Here is a 17,049-nt window from a genome sequence, read left to right as displayed (position 1 = left end):
TACTTTACACAAAAACGGGCGGCGCAGTCGCCACCGCCCGTGTGCGCCTTAGATTGCGCGACGGACCATCAATTCCTTGATCTTGCCGATCGCCTTGTTCGGGTTCAGACCCTTAGGGCAGACATCGACGCAGTTCATGATCGAGTGGCAGCGGAACAGGCGGTACGGATCTTCCAGGTTGTCCAGACGCTGGCCGGTGGCTTCGTCGCGCGAGTCGGCGATGAAGCGGTAGGCTTGCAGCAGGCCGGCAGGACCGACGAACTTGTCCGGATTCCACCAGAACGACGGGCACGAGGTCGAGCAGCACGCGCACAGGATGCACTCGTACAGGCCGTCCAGCTCTTCGCGTTCTGCTGGCGATTGCAGGCGTTCTTTTTCAGGACGGATCGAATCGTTGATCAGGTAAGGCTTGATCGAATCGTACTGCTTGAAGAACTGGGTCATGTCGACGATCAGGTCGCGGATCACCGGCAGGCCTGGCAGCGGACGCAGCACGATAGGCTCGGTCAGCTCGTTCAGGTTGGTGGTGCAGGCCAGACCGTTCTTGCCGTTGATGTTCATGGCGTCCGAACCGCACACGCCTTCGCGGCACGAGCGGCGCAGGGCCAGCGAGTCATCGACGTCGGACTTGATGCGCTGCAGGGCATCGAGCAGCATCTTGTCGGTGTCTTTCAGCTCGACAGTGACGTCCTGCATGTACGGCTTGGCGTCCTGGTCCGGATCGTAACGGTAAATCTTGAGTTTGAGAGTGCGTGCCATGTTATATAGCCTTAGAAAGTACGTGGTTTCGGTTTGAAGGTATCAACCGTCAGCGGCTTGGTAACGACTGCCTTGTAATCCAGGCGGTTGCCTTCCGAGTACCACAGCGTGTGCTTCATCCAGTTGTCGTCGTCGCGGTGCGGGTAGTCATCGTGGGCGTGGGCGCCGCGCGATTCCTTACGCGCTGCAGCCGACACGATGGTGGCTTTCGCGGTTTCGATCAGGTTGTCCAGTTCCAGCGCTTCCACGCGGGCGGTGTTGAACACTTTCGACTTGTCCTTGAACGAGACGTGCTTGCGGCGCTCGTCCAGCTTCATGATCTCTTCGACGCCTTTTTGCAGCATGTCGTCGGTACGGAACACGCCGCAGTACTTCTGCATCGAAGCGCGGATGTCGTTGGCGACGCCCTGCACTTTTTCGCCGCCGGTCGAGGTTTCCAGCTTGTTCAGGCGGTTCAGCGCGAAGTCGGCCGCGTCTTTCGGCAGCGGCTTGTTTTCCTTCTGCTTCAGGTTCGATGCCACCACGTGGTTGCCGGCTGCGCGGCCGAAGACCACCAGGTCCAGCAGCGAGTTGGTGCCCAGGCGGTTGGCGCCGTGCACCGAGACGCAGGCGCATTCGCCGATTGCGTACAGGCCGTTGACCACTTTCTGGGTGCCGTCGCCGTTCGGCGTGACCACTTGACCGTGGATGTTGGTCGGGATACCGCCCATCTGGTAGTGGATGGTTGGTACGACCGGGATTGGTTCCTTGGTCGCATCGACGTTGGCGAACTTGTGGCCGATTTCCAGAATCGACGGCAGACGCTTCTCGATGGTGTCCTTGCCGATGTGGCGCAGGTCCAGCATGACGTGGTCTTTGTTCGGACCGCAGCCGCGGCCTTCCTTGATCTCCTGGTCCATCGAGCGGGACACGAAGTCGCGCGGCGCCAGGTCTTTCAGCGTCGGCGCATAACGCTCCATGAAGCGCTCGCCTTCCGAGTTGATCAGGATACCGCCTTCACCGCGTACACCTTCGGTGATCAGCACGCCCGCGCCGGCCACGCCGGTCGGGTGGAACTGCCAGAATTCCATGTCTTGCAGCGGCAGGCCGGCGCGTGCCGCCATGCCCATGCCGTCGCCGGTGTTGATGAAGGCATTGGTCGAGGCAGCGAAGATACGGCCAGCGCCACCGGTAGCGAAGATGGTGGTTTTCGCTTCCAGCATCATGACTTCGCCGGTTTCCATTTCCAGTGCCACCACGCCCACCACGTCACCTTCGGCGTCGCGGATCAGGTCCAGCGCCATCCACTCCACGAAGAAGTGGGTACGGGCGCGCACATTTCGTTGATAGAGCGTATGGAGCAGCGCGTGGCCGGTACGGTCAGCTGCGGCGCAAGCGCGCTGCACAGCCTTTTCACCGAAGTTGGCGGTGTGGCCGCCGAACGGACGCTGGTAGATGGTGCCATCCGGATTGCGGTCGAACGGCATGCCGAAGTGTTCCAGCTCGTACACGACCTTCGGTGCTTCGCGGCACATGAATTCGATCGCATCCTGGTCGCCCAGGTAGTCGCCACCTTTGACGGTGTCGAACATATGCCAGAACCAGTTGTCTTCGGCCATATTGCCCAGCGAGGCGCCGATACCGCCCTGCGCTGCCACGGTGTGGGAACGGGTCGGGAACACTTTCGACAGCACGGCCACGTTCAGGCCGGCTTCGGCCAGTTGCAGCGATGCGCGCATGCCGGAGCCGCCGGCGCCGACGATTACCGCGTCAAAGCGGCGGGTAGGGATTGCAGATTTAATAGCTGCCACGATTACACACTCCAGATAATTTGAATCGACCAGACGGCGCAGCCGATCAGCCAGGCCATGGTGGCGATTTGCAGGGTGAGGCGGAGGCCAACGGCTTTCACGTAGTCCATCCAGACGTCACGCATGCCTACCCAGGCGTGGTAGAACAGGCCGATCAGGGTCACGGCCGTGACCAGTTTGAACCACTGCTGGGCGAACAGGCCGGCCCAGCCTTCATAGGTAAAGTTCTGGCCGGTCAGGAAGGCCAGGACCAGGGTGGCGGTGTACAGCACCATGATGACTGCGGTGACGCGTTGCGCCAGCCAGTCGCGCATGCCGTAGGACGCGCCAACCACGCGGCGCTTAGGGCCGATACCGTTATCGTTGATGGACATTTCAGAATACTCCAAACAGTTTCAGGGCGATCAGTGCGGTCAGCACCAGGCTGATAACCAGCACCGTGGCGGACGACTTGCGCGCCGAATGCTTATCCAGGCCGATGTGCAGGTCCATCACCAGGTGACGGATGCCGGCGCACATATGGTGCAGGAAGCTCCACGACAGCCCCAGGATGATCACTTTGACCAGCGGGTAGGTGACGAAACCTTCGTAGTACGCGAAAGAGATCTCGGAGCGCAGGCTGTTCTGCAAGAGATAGAGCACGAATGGCAGCAGCACGAACATGCCGACACCGGAAATACGGTGCAGGATCGACACGGTGGCAGCCAATGGCATGCGGTAGTTGGACAGCTCGGTAACATGAATGTTACGGAACTCCGGCCGTTCTTTTTTAGGGGCTTCCCTTACGGCTTCTGACATAACAAGACCTCCTCAGGCTTATACAAAAATTTGGTGAGACTGCGATTTTCGCCGATTTCCACTCTTATAACCAATATCTATTGTTACACATAACAAAAATAGTGGTTGGCAACATCGGCCCTGGCTACCTTTCCGTAGCTCAACGTATTATCAGCGCAACAATGCTACGGGCGTGTGACCACGCCTCTTTCTGCGCTGCGTCTCCTTCAATTCAACGTGCTTAATTCAACGCGCTTAGTTCAACTCGCTTAGTTCAACTCGTTATGATAGTGATGACTTTCAGTCAGATACAAGCCGCGGCGCAGCTCAACCGGCTTGTCGCCGTACGTAAACGAGACCCGCTCCGACGCCAGCAAGGGCGTGTTGGCGGCGATATGCAGTAGCGCAGCGTCGCCGTCGGAGGCACACACTGCGCGGATTTTTTCGGTGGCACGTATCATGCGCGTGCCGAATTCGGATTCAAACAGGCCATACATCGGCCCCTTGTATTCTTCCAGGCGCTCGGCGGTCAGGCCCTTGAAGGTCAATCCCGGCAGCCACAGCTCTTCGACGATGGTCGGCACCGCGTCAAACGACTGCACGCGCTTGATGAAGATGACGGCATCGCCGGACTTCAGGTCCAGCAGGCGCGCCACGTCAGCCGGCGCGCGGGTGCGCTTGACTTCAATGAACTTGCTCTCGGGGTAGTGCGGCACGCCTTCGTCGGGCATCAGCCGCAGGAAGCGGAAATGGGCGCGCGCCTCATGGTGGGTCGACACAAACGTGCCCTTGCCCTGCTTGCGCATCACCAGGTTCTCGGCGGCCAGCTCGTCAATCGCCTTGCGGACGGTGCCCTGGCTGACCTTGAAACGGTTGGCCAGTTCGACTTCGCTAGGAATCAGTTCGCCCGGTTTCCATTCGCCGGACTGCAGGCTCTGGGTGATCAGGGCCTTGATTTGCTGGTACAAAGGGGAGAAAGTTGGGGACGAGCCACCCGCACCACCGGCGCTGACAGCGGTGGGATTATTATTCGGATTGGGTGGCGCGGAACTCATAGGCCAAGATTTCACCACAAATACACAGTGCCGTCCAGAAAAAACAGTACAAACTTATCTGTCTTATATAAGACATAAGATAGGATTGACAGATAGTGGTGGCAGGCCTACACTCCCGAGCCAACGCTTATCGAACATAATTATAAGCGTTGAATTTTGCAGTATGATTACGGTTTCCCGGACCGGCCGCCGGTCCAGCTTCAAGAACGTTTTACTTCCCACTTTGGAGATTCATCATGGCTAAAACCCCAATGCGTGTTGCTGTTACCGGCGCCGCCGGCCAAATCGGTTACGCACTGCTGTTCCGCATCGCCAACGGCGACATGCTGGGCAAAGATCAACCAGTCATCCTGCAACTGCTGGAAATCGCCGATGAGAAAGCACAGAAGGCGCTGAAGGGCGTGATGATGGAAATCGACGATTGCGCGTTCCCGCTGCTGACCGAGATGACCGCCCACTCCGACCCGATGACCGCCTTCAAGGATGTTGACGTTGCCGTGCTGGTAGGCGCCCGTCCACGCGGCCCAGGCATGGAGCGTAAAGACCTGCTGGAAGCCAACGCCCAGATCTTCACCGTACAAGGTAAGGCACTGGATGCCGTCGCTTCGCGCAACGTCAAAGTCCTGGTGGTCGGCAACCCAGCCAACACCAACGCCTACATCGCCATGAAATCGGCGCCATCGCTGCCAGCGAAGAACTTCACCGCCATGCTGCGTCTGGACCACAACCGCGCGCTGTCGCAAGTGGCTGCCAAAACCGGCACCCAGGTGAAAGACATCGAGAAGCTGACCGTATGGGGCAATCACTCGCCAACCATGTACGCTGACTACCGCTTCGCCACCGTCAACGGCAAATCGGTGAAAGAGCTGATCAACGACCAGGAATGGAACGCCAACACCTTCCTGCCAACCGTCGGCAAACGCGGCGCAGCGATCATCGAAGCGCGCGGCCTGTCGTCGGCTGCTTCGGCTGCCAACGCCGCCATCGACCACGTACGCGACTGGGTACTGGGCACCAACGGCAAGTGGACCACCATGGGCATTCCTTCGGATGGTTCGTACGGCATCCCTGAAGGCACCATGTTCGGCTTCCCGGTCACCACCGAAAACGGCGAATACACCATCGTTCAAGGCCTGGAAATCGACGCCTTCTCGCAAGAGCGCATCAACCTGACCCTGAAAGAACTGACCGAAGAGCGCGAAGGCGTCAAGCACCTGCTGCCATAATCTTCGTTCCGTCAGTGGAACCGGTCAAAGCACCGATCCGCCGTACCCGCCGCGCTGCCGAGAGCAGCGCGGCGGTTGTTTCACCCTCTGACCAGTCACGCATGCACCCATCCGAGGTTTTATTCCAGGGCAATCTCCAGCCGACGCTGCTACCGGCTTGCGACCACTACGCCGGCTCCGAAAAGCTGATGCGCAAATCGATCGCCTTGCAACAAGAACTTGGTCCCCTGTTCGACATCACCCTCGATTGCGAAGACGGCGCCAGCGCCGGCAACGAGGAAGCGCATGCCCGCCTCATCGTCGAACTGCTCAATTCCGACGACAACAAATTCAACCGCATCGGCGCCCGCGTGCACGATGTCGCCAGCCCGTGGTTTGCCAGGGACGTGGAAATCATCTGCGCCGCGGCCCAGCGTCTGGCCTACATCGCACTGCCCAAGATCAATAGCGTGGACGAAGTGGCGCGCGCCATCAAACTGATTCACACCCACGCCGCCAGGGCCGGCCGCAAGGACCTGCCGGTGCACGTGCTGATTGAAACCCACGGCGCCCTGCGCGACGCTTACGCGATTGCCGCCCTGCCCCAGGTGGAATGCCTGTCGTTCGGCATCATGGATTTCGTCTCCTCGCACTACGGCGCCATCCCGGGCAGCGCGATGCGTACGCCAGGCCAGTTCACGCACCCGCTGGTGGTGCGCGCCAAACTGGAAATCGCCGCCGCCTGCCACGCGCACGGCAAGGTGCCGTCGCATAACGTCACCACCGAGATCAAGGACACTGCGGTGGCCGCCAACGATGCCCAGCGCGCCGCCGCCGAATTCGGCTACACGCGCATGTGGAGCATCCATCCCAACCAGATCAAACCCATCATCAAGACCTTTACGCCGCGCCTGTCCGAGGTCGGCGAGGCCGCAGCCATCCTGCATGAAGCAGCCGCCGCGCAATGGGGGCCGATTTCCCAGCATGGCCGCTTGCATGACCGCGCCAGCTACAGATACTATTGGACCGTTTTACAGCGCGCCAGACTGGCCGGGCTGACCTTGCCCGAGTCCGTGGCCCCGCTGTTCAACGGCACCTCCACCGCACACCCACAGGAAGCAAACTGATGTCGATCTCCAAATTATTCATGGCCTGCAGTCTCGCGCTGGCCTCGCTGACCATGGCCGCCACCGCCCACGCGGAAGGCGACGCCCCAGCCAAGAAAACCGTCAAGAAAGCCGCTGCCAAGAGCACCAAGAAAGCCGCCGCCGCCAAAACCGCCGAGCCCAAGGCGCCGGACGAAGAGGCCGACGAACCTGCCATTACCGACTCCTCCGTGGTCGATTTCGACTGCGAACTGGGCAACAAGATCACCATTTATCAGAATGCCAGCGACGAATCGCACATCGCGCTGCGCTGGAAGAAGCGTTTGCACCGCCTGACGCGCGTGGGCACCACCACCGGCGCCAACCGCTTTGAAAACAAGCTGTATGGCCTGATCTGGATCGGCATTCCCGCCAAAGGCATGCTGCTGGATTCCAAACAAAACCGCCAGCTGGCCAATGAATGCCGCAATGCTGAGCAGCTGAAGCCGGCCCCGGCCGCCACGGCGGCCAATGAGCCGACCAGCGCCAAGATCACGATTCAATAAACGCAGTTCCGATAGCGGCGCGCCAGCACGGGCGCCAGAGCTTACGCTTCTTTAATAATAGACAATACCCACCCGAAGGAGAGGTCATGTCCCACAACACGCTTAACACGCTGAAGGAATTCAACATCTCGGGCAAGAAAGCGAAGTTCTATTCGCTGCCAGCCCTGGAAAAGAGCCTTGGCGTCAAAATCTCCCGCCTGCCGGTCTCGATCCGTGTAGTGCTGGAGTCCGTTCTGCGTAACGTCGACGGCAAGAAAGTCACCGAAGAACACGTCAAGCAAGTCGCCAACTGGTCCGCGACCGGTGAGCGTACCGACGAGATCCCGTTCGTCGTCGCCCGCGTTGTGCTGCAAGACTTCACCGGCGTACCGCTGCTGGCCGACCTGGCCGCGATGCGTAACGTCGCGTACAAAATGGGCGTGAACGCCAAGAAGATTGAACCGCTGGTGCCCGTCGATCTGGTGGTAGACCACTCGGTCACCATCGACCACTTCCGCGAGCCGAAGGCGCTGGACCTGAACATGAAGCTGGAATTCTCGCGCAACAACGAGCGCTACCAGTTCATGAAATGGGGCATGCAAGCCTTCGACACCTTCGGCGTGGTGCCACCAGGCTTCGGCATCGTCCACCAGGTCAACCTGGAATACCTGGCACGCGGCGTCCACAAGGACGGCAACGGCGTGTACTACCCTGATTCGCTGGTCGGCACCGACTCGCACACCACCATGATCAACGGCATCGGCGTGGTCGGCTGGGGCGTAGGCGGCATCGAGGCGGAAGCCGGCATGCTGGGCCAGCCAGTCTACTTCCTGACCCCGGACGTGATCGGCGTTAACCTGACCGGCGTGCTGCGCGAAGGCTGCACCGCGACCGACCTGGTGCTGACCATCACCGAGATGCTGCGTAAAGCCAAGGTCGTGGGCAAATTCGTCGAGTTCTTCGGCGAAGGCACCCAGACCCTGTCCGTGACCGACCGCGCCACCATCGCCAACATGGCGCCGGAATACGGCGCCACCATGGGCTTCTTCCCGGTTGACGATGCCACCATCGAGTACTTCGAAGGCACCGGCCGCACCAAGGAAGAAATCGCCGCGTTTGCCGCCTACTTCAAGGCGCAAGGCATGTACGGCGTCGCCAAAGCTGGCGAACTGGACTTCACCCGCGAACTGCAGCTGGACCTGTCGACCGTGACGCCATCGCTGGCCGGTCCTAAGCGTCCGCAAGACCGTATCGAAATCGGCAATGTGAAGAACAACTTCATCGAGCTGTTCTCGAAACCGACGTCGGACAATGGCTTCAACAAAAAGCCGGAAGACCTGAACCAGACCTACACCACCAGCAACGGCGTGCACGTGAAAAACGGCGACGTGCTGATCGCGGCAATCACCTCGTGCACCAACACCTCAAACCCGAGCGTGCTGCTGGCCGCCGGCCTGCTGGCCAAGAAAGCCGTGGAAGCCGGCCTGACCGTGGCGCCGCACATCAAGTCCTCGCTGGCCCCTGGCTCGCGCGTGGTGACCGAGTACCTGACCGCCGCCGGCCTGCTGCCTTACCTGGAAAAACTGGGCTTCGGCGTCACCGCTTACGGCTGCACCACCTGCATCGGCAACGCTGGCGACCTGACCCCGGAACTGAACGCAGCCATCACCTCGAACGACATCGTGGCGTCGGCTGTGCTGTCGGGTAACCGTAACTTTGAAGCGCGTATCCACCCGAACATCCGTTCGAACTTCCTGGCATCGCCACCGCTGGTGGTCGCTTACGCGATTGCCGGCAACATGACGGTTGACCTGATGACCCAGCCAGTTGGCAAGGGCAAGGACGGCAAGGACGTGTACCTGGGCGATATCTGGCCGACCTCGCAAGAGATCGCCAAGCTCATGAAGTTTGCGATGAACTCGAAAGTGTTCAAGTCGAACTACGCCGACGTCAAGGGCAACCCAGGCAAGCTGTGGGAAAACGTATCGTCGACCGAAGGCCAGGTCTACAACTGGCCGGCCTCGACCTACATCGCCGAACCACCGTTCTTCGACGGTTTCGAGATGACTCCGAAAGAGACCGATCCCAACATCACCGGCGCGCGCGCGCTGGGCGTGTTTGGCGACTCGATCACCACCGACCACATCTCGCCAGCCGGCTCGATCAAGGAAGACGGCCCGGCCGGTAAATGGCTCAAGGAAAACGGCGTGCAGAAAGCCGATTTCAACTCCTACGGCTCGCGCCGCGGCAACCACGAGATCATGATGCGCGGTACGTTTGCCAACGTGCGTATCAAGAACAAGATGATCCCGCCAAAAGCCGACGGTTCCGCAGTCGAAGGCGGCATCACCATTCACCAGCCATCGGGCGAACAGCTGTCGATCTACGACGCCGCCATGAAATACGTGGCAGCCGGCACCCCGACCATGGTGTTCGGCGGCGAAGAGTACGGCACCGGCTCGTCGCGCGACTGGGCGGCCAAGGGCACCCAGTTGCTGGGCGTGAAAGCCGTGATCGTGCGCTCGTTTGAGCGTATCCACCGCTCCAACCTGGTCGGCATGGGCGTGCTGCCGCTGCAATTCATCGGCAACGACTCGGTCGAATCGCTGAACATCACCGGCAAGGAAACCTACGACCTGAAAGGCCTGGACGGCGAGATCAAGCCGCAACAGCTGGCGACCCTGGTCATCAACCGTGCAGACGGTTCGAGCCAGGAAGTCAAAGTGCTGCTGCGTATCGATACCCCGATCGAAGTGGACTACTACAAGCACGGCGGTATCCTGCCATTCGTGCTGCGTCAGCTGCTGGCTGCTTAATCTTCCAGCAGACAAGACGCCCCGTGCGCTGCGACGGCCCAGGCCGCCGCACGCCCACGGGGCGTTTTTTTATGCACGTTTGCCGAATGAACTACAATAGGGTTCATAAGGGTTATCATCTGTATGACTGATCCGTTCTATTCACTTTTAATGAGACTCTTATTGCGCTATGCGTCGTCCATCTAAAGCTTCATCCCAAAAATTGTCTGCCGAGAGCCAGCGCCTCGCCACCTACGCCCAGGCTGTCGGGCAGGCGGCCAGCCGTATCGAAGAGCGGGCCTGGGAGCACTCTCTCGATGCACAGCTCCAGAAACTCCTGAAGACCGGCCACCAGGAAACCGTTGATGCCACCCTCAACGCGCTGTTCAAGGAAGATCTGAACGCGTATGACGTGCTGATGGACAGCGTGGAAGCGGTCAGCGAATCGGGCACCTTCTCGATCGACACCACCGACGGCGTCAGCAAGCCGTTTGATGTGCTGCTGGTGGCCGCGCCTCTGCTGGCCTGGACCCGCTTCGCGATTGCCTCCGGCGCGATCCCGGCGGACATCCTGCAAACCCTGTCGGCGCACTTCTCCGCCCACCTGCTGGCCGACGGCACGCAGATGGCGATGTCGCCTACCCTGTTTTCGATCGACCAGCTGCCGCGCAGCCACGTTGAAACCTATGGCAAGGTGCACAAACTGGCGCAGGCCGCCGTCAAAGGCACGGTACTGAAGGCGGATACAAAAGTCCCTGAAACGGCGCCGTTCCTGGCCGACACGCGCTATCTGCTGGCGGCCGTGGTGGCGCCAGCGGGCGCACCGCTGTTCCGCTGGCAGATGCCCGAACACCAGGCCAGCTTTGCCGCCGAACGCAGCGCCGCGCTGGAGCAATGGCGCTTACAGGCAACGCCGACCGTCAACCGCCTGCTGCCGGGCTGTGGTGTCGAGCTGCTGCTGCCGGAAGCGTATTACATGGCCTGCCGCGAGGCGGACAAGCTGATCCGCCCGGTATCGATCCGCGCCGCGGTGCACTACCTGACGCACACGCTGTCGGTCGAGCCATCCGAACTGCGCGCCGTGATTGCCGGCTTTGGCGAGGAAAGCGCTGACGGCCAGATCGATGAGTACCGCGTGGCCTTCACGCAGCGCTCGTCGTCGGATGTGATCTACGGCGTGGTGTGGCCGCTGTACGGTCAGGAAGATGAGGAAGGCATGCCGCCCGAAGGCCCTGGCGCGCTCAGCGCGGTGCAAAAGCCGATGACGCCGGTGGAAGACATCATCTCGCACCTGAACGCGGCTGGCGTCACGCAGGTGAAGAAGCATAGCGAACGCTATGTGGTGGAGTTCTGCGACGACTGCGGTGCGCCCCTGTTTGCCGACCCGGTAGGTGAACTGGCACATGCCGAAATGCCGGAAGACACACCGGCCGGCACGGAACACTTCCACTAAAAACAAAAGCCCCTGATCTTCAGGGGCTTTTTTCATTTGGGCGGCGACAAGTAAATGACGATCGGTTGATTGGCTTGCGGTACAGCTTGTGCCTGAGTCGGTTGAGTCTGTACCACGACTGGCGTTGCCGGAGCTACCGGCTTGAGTAACTGTCCCATCGCGGCCGCCAAACCGCCAAAGCCTATGAACAGGCCGATCATGCTGCCTACCATCCATTTATGGATATCCGCACGCAGCGCCTCCACGTCCGCCTTGGTTGCCAAGGTCGGCAGTATCGTATCGAAGCGCGCTTCCAGCGCGGTTTGCCGTTCGCTGTCCATTCATACAGCTTAGGACAAACCGGCTGCTTTACCAAGCGGAGTAAGGGTGCTTGATCAGGTTGGAGTTGAGGTAGCGCAGATCGCTCGTGACTTCCTCGCCGATCCAGTCCGGCTTGTCGAACTGCTGGTCTTCCGACTGTAATTCAATCTCAGCTACGACCAGGCCGGCATTCACGCCCAGGAACTCATCCACTTCCCACACATTGCCGCCAAACGCGATACGGCGCCGATACTTCTCGATCAACGGCTGCTCGCACAAGCCATCCAGCAGCTCAGCCGCTTCGGCGACGGGAATCTCGTACTCCCATTCGCCGCGCGTGGCCCCTTTGTTGGCGCCCTTGATCGTCAGCACCGCACGCTCGCCCTCGATGCGTACGCGCACCACGCGCTCTTTGTTCGACGACAGATAGCCCTGGCGAAAATGCACCGGCTCGCCAAGACGCATCCAGCCATCGCCAGAGAGCAGGAACTTGCGTTCGATCTCGACGCCCACGATCAGTAGTCGCCCAGCGACAGCAGGATAGGCTGCAGGATCGCCGCGCCCAGCGCCGCACTGCGCGCGCCATTCCAGCCCACGTGTGCATCCGGCAGATCCGCGTTGTCCTTGAACGGCATTTCCAGCGTCAGCGCCAGGCAGCCGAAGTGGTGGCCGACGTACTTGGAGGCCAGCGTCAGCATGTCTTCCTTGTACTTGCTGGCGGCGTAGCCATACTTGTCCTGGAAGTCCGGCGAGGCGTTCTTGTAGCGGTCAATGAAAGCCTGCTGCTTGGCGCGGCGCTCGTCGCTGAAGTTTTCCAGCATCTCGTTACCGGCCACGAAGTTGTACGGCAGCGCTTCATCACCATGGATGTCGAAGAACATATCGATGCCGGTTTCGTGCATCTTCTGCTTCACGTACAGCACTTCCGGGCTGCGCTCAACGGATGGCGTCATCCATTCGCGGTTCAGGTTGGCGCCAGCTGCGTTGGTACGCAGGTTGCCTCGTACCGAGCCGTCCGGATTCATGTTCGGCACGATGTAGAACACGCAGCTTTGCAGCAGCTTGCGGGCGATCGGGTTCGCATCGTCCAGCAGCGAATCGATCAGGCCTTCGATGAACCATTCCGCCATCGACTCGCCAGGGTGCTGGCGCGCGATGAACCAGATTTTCTTTTCCGCTTCCGGCTTGCCGATGACCACCAGATTCATGTCGCGGCCATCCACGGTGCTGCCCAGGTCATGCACGCGGGCCAGCGGATGCTCGCCCACTTCGCCCAGCAGGCGCAGATGGCGCTCGAACGAATACGGCTCGAAGTACGCGTAGTAGATGCTGTCCGTATCCGGCGCGTGGTTGATCGTCATGACCTCGCCATCAAAGCTGGTCGGCACGCGGAACCAGTTTTCCGTGTCGTAGCTGGCCACGGCCTGATAGTCCTCGTAGCCCTTGGCGTAGGTGGCGCTGCCGGCGTTCAGGAAGCGCATAGTGAGCTTCTGGCCGCGCGCGCCCTGCACGCGGAAGTGGAACCACTGGTGGATGTCCGCGTGCGAATCCTTGCGCAGATTCAGTTCGATGTTGGCGGCACTATCGGCGCGCAGCACTTCAATGGCGCCGGAGTCGAAGTTCTGGCTGATTTTAATGGTCATGTTGATCCAATATTAAGTGAATACTGATGACCATTATTTTACCAGCATGCTCCCTTCCCGTTTATAGCGGGCGTGCCACGACAAGGCCTTCTCCAGAACGTGCGGCGTCTGGCCGCCGCCTTGCAGCGCTTCCGCAAAATAGGCGCGCAGCTGCGGGCGGTAATCCGGATGGGCGCAATTTTCGATGATGAGCGGCGCACGCTCACGCGGTGCCAGGCCACGCAGGTCCGCCAGGCCGTGCTCCGTCACCAGCACATCGACATCGTGTTCGGTATGATCGACGTGCGCCGCAAACGGCACCACGCTGGAAATCGCACCATCCTTGGCCACCGATTTGCTGACAAAGATGGACAGCTGGCCGTTGCGCGCAAAGTCGCCCGAGCCGCCGATACCGTTCATCATGTGCGTGCCGCCGACGTGGGTCGAATTCACATTGCCGTAAATATCAAACTCCAGCGCCGTATTCAGCGCGATGATGCCGAGCCGGCGCACCACCTCGGGATGATTGCTGATTTCCTGCGGGCGCAGCACGATGCGCTCGCGGTACTTCTCCAGATTGTGGATGAACTTCTCATGCATGGCCGCCGACAGCGTGATCGACGACGCCGACGCCATCGACAGCTGGCCGGAGTCCAGTAGTTCGATCGCGCTGTCCTGCAGTACCTCGGAGTACATCGTCATGTCGCGGAATGGCGAGTCGATCAGGCCATGCAGCACGGCGTTGGCGATGGTGCCGATGCCAGCCTGCAGTGGACGCAGCGACGGGTCCATGCGCCCTACCTTCACCTCGCCTTCCAGGAAGCGGATGACGTGGCGTGCAATGGCATCCGTCTCTTCATCCGGCGGCAGCGCGTTCGACGGACTGTCCGGACTATCGGTAATGACAATGGCGGCAATGCGGTCGGGATGCACGGGAATCGAGGTCCAGCCCATGCGCTGCCAGGGTGTCAGCAGCGGAATCGCGCCACGGTGCGGACGCTTGCCCGGCACATAAATATCGTGGAAGCCTTCCAGCGCCAGCGGTGCGCTCAGATTGATCTCGACAATCACCTTGTCCGCCTGCTGCACGAAGTTGGCCGTGTTCCCGACTGACATGGTGGGAATGATGCCGCCATCAGGCGTAATCGCCACCGCCTCGATCACCGCGATATCCACCGCTTTCAGGTCGCCGGAACGCAGCTGTTCTGCGGTCTCGGACAAGTGCTGGTCAATGAACATGACCTCACCGGAGTTGATCTTGCGGCGCAAGGCTGCATCGGCCTGGAACGGCATGCGGCGCGCGACCACGCCTGCATTGGCCATCAAACCATCGCTGTCATTGCCCAGCGATGCGCCGGTCAGCAGCGTCAGGTGCAGCGGCGACTGGCGCGCACGTTCGACCAGTGCGACCGGCAGCGCCTTGGCGTCTCCGGCGCGGGTAAAACCGCTCATGCCGACGGTCATGCCGTCTTTGAATAACAGGGCGGCTTGTTCAGCGCTCATCAATTTTTTCATGAGCGCCGGACGGCGGATGCGATCTTCGTACATGGGTTCTCCTCATTCTTTGTTTCAGTATAGAATCAGGAAAAAGTCGTATCATGACTTAAATTCTCCATTTCCAGTCGTAAAATTCATGGACCTGCGCTCGCTCCGCTACTTCGTCGAAACCGTCCGTCTGAACAGTTTTACGCAGGCAGCGGAGTCGCTGCACGTTACCCAGTCGACCATCAGCAAGATGGTGCGGCAACTGGAAGAGGAAGTCGGTGCGCAGCTGCTGCTACGCGAAGGCCGCAAGCTGACGCTGACCGACACCGGCAATGTGGTCTACGCGCGCGGCGTGGAAATGCTGGCCACCATGCGCCAGCTGGCAGCCGAAGTGCGCGACACGCAGTCGCTGGAACGCGGCCACCTGACCGTCGGTATCCCGCCCATGATCAATCTGCTGTTCACGCCCGTGCTGAAAGCCTTCCGTCAGCGCCATCCCAACATCACGCTGACGCTGCAGGAAGATGCCGGCCAGGCGATAGAACGCCAGGTGGCGCAAGGCGACCTGGAAATCGGCATGACGGTGCTGCCTGCCGATCCGCTACTCGGCCTGCAGTCCGCGCCCATCGCCAGCTATCCCGTGTGGGCGCTGGCGGCGCGCGGCACCTTCCAGAAAGGCCGCAACACGATCAAACTGAAGTCGCTGGCGAAGACGCCGCTGGTGCTGTTGAAAGATGATTTCGCCATGACACGCGCGCTGCGCGCAGCTTTTGCCGACGCCGGCTTCGAGCCCGTCATCGCAGCGCAAAGCGGCCAGTGGGACTGGCTAGTGGCCATGGCATCCGCCGGCATGGGCGTCGCGCTGCTGCCCGAGCCTTTTATCCATCGCCTGGCCATCGGCCACCTGGATGCAGTCAAGCTGGTGGATCCTGAGCTGCCATGGCAACCAGCCCATGTCTGGCGCGGCAGCTACCTGTCACACGCAGCACGCGCATGGCTGGACGTGTGCCACGACGTACTGGGCGCCTAGTGCTCCGGCAGTTCGTGGATGGCGATGCCTTCGATAGGATCAATCGGCTCATCCCACGGGCGTAGCGTGATGAAGCGCTGCGTATCGTCATAGCCCGCCTGCCAGCGCGCGCGGATGCCGGACGCGCTGAAGTCGATATCCTTGGTGTGATCCTCATTACCGATGCGCGGCGCGCGCAGCGAAACCACATGCATATCTGTGCCGCAGCCCCATGACGCCAGCTCACGCACATCCGCCTGCGCCAGTTCCTGCTGCGGCAGATGTTTGGTCAGCTCACGGATCACATGGCGCAGCCGGTGCAGCTTGCGCTGCTGCTCGATATTGCTGGCGCGGCTCGCGTACTGGATCTCCTTGTGCTTATCCAGCACATCCATCACGCTTTGCGGCTCGCTGCCATCCGGATTCCACACCTGCACCGAGAAGATCACCGAGCTGCGGCGCGGCTCATCATCGAGAACCGCCTCAATCGGCGTATTGGAATAGATGCCGCCATCCCAGTACGGCTCACCGTCGATGCGCACCGCAGGGAATGCCGGTGGCAGCGCACCAGACGCCATCACATGCTCGACGCACAGCGGCTCCCTGCGGGTATCGAAATAGCGCATCGCGCCGCTGCGGGCATTCACCGCGCCCACCGTCAGGCGCATTTGCTTCGCATTGAGATAATCAAAGTCCACCAGCGCTTCCAGCGTGCTGCGCAAAGGCGTGGTTTGATAAAACGACGCATGTTCGATGCCGACCCGCGCTTCCGGATTCCACCACGACGCCAGGTTGGGCTCAAAGAACGCCGGTATGCCCTGCCCCACCGTAATCGCGTTGGCGATCGCACGCGGCATGGTGGAAAAGCCAAACGAGTTGCGCTCCATGCGATGCCAGAATTCGCGCAGCTGATCCAGCCGGCGCTCCGGCGGATTGCCGGCGATGATGGCGCCATTGATCGCGCCGATGGACGTGCCGATCACCCAGTCCGGCTCGATGCCGGCTTCGTGCAAGGCCTGGTAGACACCCAGTTGATAGGCGCCCAAAGCGCCGCCGCCCTGCAGGACCAGAACAATCTGGCCCGGCAAGGCGGTCGATGGCGGGCAAGCGGGTTTGCGGCTCAAATCAGACCTCCACGGTGCACTGCAACATCACGATTGTAGTGCACT

At 60.7% G+C, this 17,049-nt stretch carries 16 protein-coding genes; 6 read left to right on the top strand and 10 right to left on the bottom strand.

Going from position 1 to position 17,049, the window contains the following annotated elements:
* Positions 1-48 precede the first annotated feature (48 nt).
* From GTP58_RS01835 to GTP58_RS01815, 5 genes are all read right to left on the bottom strand, one after another.
* A complete protein-coding gene (locus GTP58_RS01835) occupies positions 49-759 on the bottom strand; it encodes a succinate dehydrogenase iron-sulfur subunit (RefSeq protein WP_072780868.1) in 711 nt (236 codons plus the stop codon).
* 11 nt (positions 760-770) lie between these two features.
* Positions 771-2,549: a succinate dehydrogenase flavoprotein subunit gene (sdhA, locus tag GTP58_RS01830; protein ID WP_161076054.1), complete on the bottom strand. Its 1,779-nt coding sequence runs from the start codon at positions 2,547-2,549 to the stop codon at positions 771-773.
* 2 nt (positions 2,550-2,551) lie between these two features.
* The gene (gene sdhD, locus GTP58_RS01825) at positions 2,552-2,923 is read right to left on the bottom strand and encodes a succinate dehydrogenase, hydrophobic membrane anchor protein (protein ID WP_072780870.1); all 372 of its coding nucleotides are present in this window, start codon (positions 2,921-2,923) and stop codon (positions 2,552-2,554) included.
* A 1-nt stretch (position 2,924) separates the two neighbouring features.
* Positions 2,925-3,347 carry a succinate dehydrogenase, cytochrome b556 subunit gene (gene sdhC, locus GTP58_RS01820; RefSeq protein WP_072780871.1) on the bottom strand — a complete coding sequence of 141 codons (423 nt, stop codon included), beginning with the start codon at positions 3,345-3,347 and terminating at the stop codon, positions 2,925-2,927.
* A 248-nt stretch (positions 3,348-3,595) separates the two neighbouring features.
* Positions 3,596-4,381, bottom strand: a complete 786-nt coding sequence (locus tag GTP58_RS01815) for a GntR family transcriptional regulator (RefSeq protein WP_161076053.1) — start codon at positions 4,379-4,381, stop codon at positions 3,596-3,598.
* A gap of 236 nt (positions 4,382-4,617) precedes the next feature.
* Here GTP58_RS01815 and GTP58_RS01810 point away from each other — a divergent pair, with 236 nt between their 5' ends.
* The 5 genes from GTP58_RS01810 to GTP58_RS01790 all read left to right on the top strand — a co-directional run bounded on the left by GTP58_RS01810 (position 4,618) and on the right by GTP58_RS01790 (position 11,464).
* Positions 4,618-5,607, top strand: a complete 990-nt coding sequence (locus GTP58_RS01810) for a malate dehydrogenase (RefSeq protein ID WP_161076052.1) — start codon at positions 4,618-4,620, stop codon at positions 5,605-5,607.
* Between the two features lie 101 nt (positions 5,608-5,708).
* Positions 5,709-6,713 carry a CoA ester lyase gene (locus GTP58_RS01805; RefSeq protein ID WP_161076051.1) on the top strand — a complete coding sequence of 335 codons (1,005 nt, stop codon included), beginning with the start codon at positions 5,709-5,711 and terminating at the stop codon, positions 6,711-6,713.
* Positions 6,713-7,237 carry a hypothetical protein gene (locus GTP58_RS01800; protein WP_161076050.1) on the top strand — a complete coding sequence of 175 codons (525 nt, stop codon included), beginning with the start codon at positions 6,713-6,715 and terminating at the stop codon, positions 7,235-7,237. Before GTP58_RS01805 ends, GTP58_RS01800 begins: the two co-directional genes overlap by 1 nt.
* An 86-nt stretch (positions 7,238-7,323) precedes the next feature.
* Positions 7,324-10,032: an aconitate hydratase AcnA gene (gene acnA / locus GTP58_RS01795; protein WP_161076049.1), complete on the top strand. Its 2,709-nt coding sequence runs from the start codon at positions 7,324-7,326 to the stop codon at positions 10,030-10,032.
* Positions 10,033-10,201: 169 nt separating this feature from the next.
* Positions 10,202-11,464 (top strand): DUF2863 family protein, encoded by a 1,263-nt coding sequence (locus GTP58_RS01790; RefSeq protein WP_161076048.1) that lies wholly within the window; start codon positions 10,202-10,204, stop codon positions 11,462-11,464.
* Positions 11,465-11,496: 32 nt separating this feature from the next.
* Here GTP58_RS01790 and GTP58_RS01785 read toward each other — a convergent pair whose 3' ends face one another.
* Genes GTP58_RS01785 through GTP58_RS01770 form a run of 4 tightly spaced genes read right to left on the bottom strand, consistent with a single transcriptional unit; the run spans position 11,497 to position 14,934 of the window.
* Entirely contained in the window at positions 11,497-11,784 is a 288-nt protein-coding gene (locus GTP58_RS01785; RefSeq protein WP_161076047.1) for a hypothetical protein, read from the bottom strand.
* A 28-nt stretch (positions 11,785-11,812) separates the two neighbouring features.
* Positions 11,813-12,277 carry a CYTH domain-containing protein gene (locus GTP58_RS01780; RefSeq protein WP_072780881.1) on the bottom strand — a complete coding sequence of 155 codons (465 nt, stop codon included), beginning with the start codon at positions 12,275-12,277 and terminating at the stop codon, positions 11,813-11,815.
* 2 nt (positions 12,278-12,279) lie between these two features.
* Entirely contained in the window at positions 12,280-13,407 is a 1,128-nt protein-coding gene (locus tag GTP58_RS01775) for a M14-type cytosolic carboxypeptidase (protein WP_072780882.1), read from the bottom strand.
* Between the two features lie 33 nt (positions 13,408-13,440).
* The gene (locus tag GTP58_RS01770) at positions 13,441-14,934 is read right to left on the bottom strand and encodes an acetyl-CoA hydrolase/transferase family protein (RefSeq protein WP_161076046.1); all 1,494 of its coding nucleotides are present in this window, start codon (positions 14,932-14,934) and stop codon (positions 13,441-13,443) included.
* Positions 14,935-15,019: 85 nt separating this feature from the next.
* Here GTP58_RS01770 and GTP58_RS01765 point away from each other — a divergent pair, with 85 nt between their 5' ends.
* Positions 15,020-15,901 carry a LysR substrate-binding domain-containing protein gene (locus tag GTP58_RS01765; RefSeq protein ID WP_161076045.1) on the top strand — a complete coding sequence of 294 codons (882 nt, stop codon included), beginning with the start codon at positions 15,020-15,022 and terminating at the stop codon, positions 15,899-15,901.
* On the opposite strand, the gene GTP58_RS01760 is transcribed toward GTP58_RS01765, so the two are convergent.
* A complete protein-coding gene (locus GTP58_RS01760; RefSeq protein WP_229215395.1) occupies positions 15,898-17,004 on the bottom strand; it encodes a patatin-like phospholipase family protein in 1,107 nt (368 codons plus the stop codon). The genes GTP58_RS01765 and GTP58_RS01760 overlap by 4 nt on opposite strands.
* Between the last annotated feature and the right edge of the window lie 45 nt (positions 17,005-17,049).

It is taken from the genome of Duganella sp. CY15W (assembly GCF_009857555.1).
Lineage (GTDB): Bacteria > Pseudomonadota > Gammaproteobacteria > Burkholderiales > Burkholderiaceae_D > Rugamonas > Rugamonas sacchari.
Note: the sequence above shows the minus strand (reverse complement) of the source record. Positions and strands in the feature narration are given on the sequence as shown.